The 1,193-nt window shown below is 74.2% G+C and carries 1 protein-coding gene and 1 pseudogene; both read right to left on the bottom strand.

Annotated features, from left to right (window positions below):
- Window positions 1-52: 52 nt before the first annotated feature.
- Window positions 53-589, bottom strand: coding sequence for a hypothetical protein (locus tag Mterra_RS21390; protein ID WP_119316888.1), 537 nt, complete (start codon window positions 587-589; stop codon window positions 53-55).
- 11 nt (window positions 590-600) lie between these two features.
- Window positions 601-1,193: pseudogene (locus Mterra_RS21395) on the bottom strand (monooxygenase); the annotation flags it as partial.

The following is a 1,193-nucleotide window of genomic DNA, read 5'->3' on the forward strand; positions in this document are numbered from 1 at the left end:
GGACGGGGGCGGGGCGAACCACAGGCCACGAGCCGCCCGACACCCGCTGCCCCTACGGGTTCGCCTGGGTCTCCTCCCGCGGCCAGCGGTAGGGCGAGCGGCGGTAGTCGGCGAGCCAGCGGGGTTCGGGGAGGGGCTCGAGGCGGCGGTCGAGGCGGAGGAAGCCCACCACGCGGCCGTCAACGAGGAGGAAGCAGCGGTAGGCCTGGGCCTCGGGGACGATCCAGTTGGCCAGTTGCAGGCGCTGGCCGATCTGCTCCATGCGCTTGCGGCCCTGGTTGAGCAGGCGCAGGGCGGTGGCGGCGGGGCGCTCGATGGGCTGGGCGAGGTCCTCCAGGCCCACGGGGATCAGGGCCAGGCGGTTGTCGAGGGTGAGGCGGGAGAGGGGCTGCAGGGTGCCCGGCGCCCCGCCGCCCAGCAGCACCCGGATCAGCCAGCCCTGGGGGCGGGCGGCGCCGACGGGCTCGAAGTACAGCCCCACCGGGCGCATCCGGGCGAAGACCTCCTGGCAGCGGGCGAGCACCTCGGCGTCGGAGTACTGGGCCAGCGCGGGGGCGAGCAGGAGCAGCAGGGACACGAGGCGTTTCATGGCACGGGCCCTCACCTCACCCAGGAAATGCCCCCCAGGCACATCTCGTCGTAGGTGCCCTCGCCCCAGGTGATGTAGCGGGGCTCGAGCGGCTTCCCGTCGGGGCCGGGGATGGCCTCGGCGTTGTCGTAGACGCAGCTTATGCGCACCCGGTCGCCCTGCTTGAGGGCGATGGGCCGTTCGAACCAGTACTCGCCCTGCCACTGGAAGTCCCAGCGGGGGATGTCGAGCAGGATCTTCTCGGCGGGGGTGCCGGGGTTGAGGGTGATGCGGAAGGCGGTGCCGCGCAGGTGCATGTGGGCCAGCACGCCCAGCGCCGTGCCGTCCTCGCGCACGGGGAAGTCGCAGTGGGTGGCCTGGCGGCTGCCGTCGCCCAGGGGGCGGCGCAGGTAGTCCTCGACCGAGGTGCCGCACAGCCAGTGGATGCCCTCGGCCACCCGCTTGAGCTCGCTGCGCTCGAGCGCGTAGCCGCGCTCGCAGGCCGGGCCCGAGGCCCCCGGCGGGCAGCGCACCTCGACGGGCGCGGCCAGGGTCATGCGCCGGACGGGCTTGGGGCGGCTGGTGGGGTCGGCCAGGAAGAGCTCGAGGCGGGTCTGGTCGGGGC

This window comes from Calidithermus terrae, assembly GCF_003574345.1.
In the GTDB taxonomy this organism is placed as follows: Bacteria; Deinococcota; Deinococci; order Deinococcales; family Thermaceae; genus Calidithermus; species Calidithermus chliarophilus.

Coding starts and splice junctions, on each gene's coding strand:
- Mterra_RS21390 (WP_119316888.1), bottom strand. CDS start 589: ATGAAACGCCTCGTGTCCCTGCTGCTCCTGCTCGCCCCCGCGCTGGCC.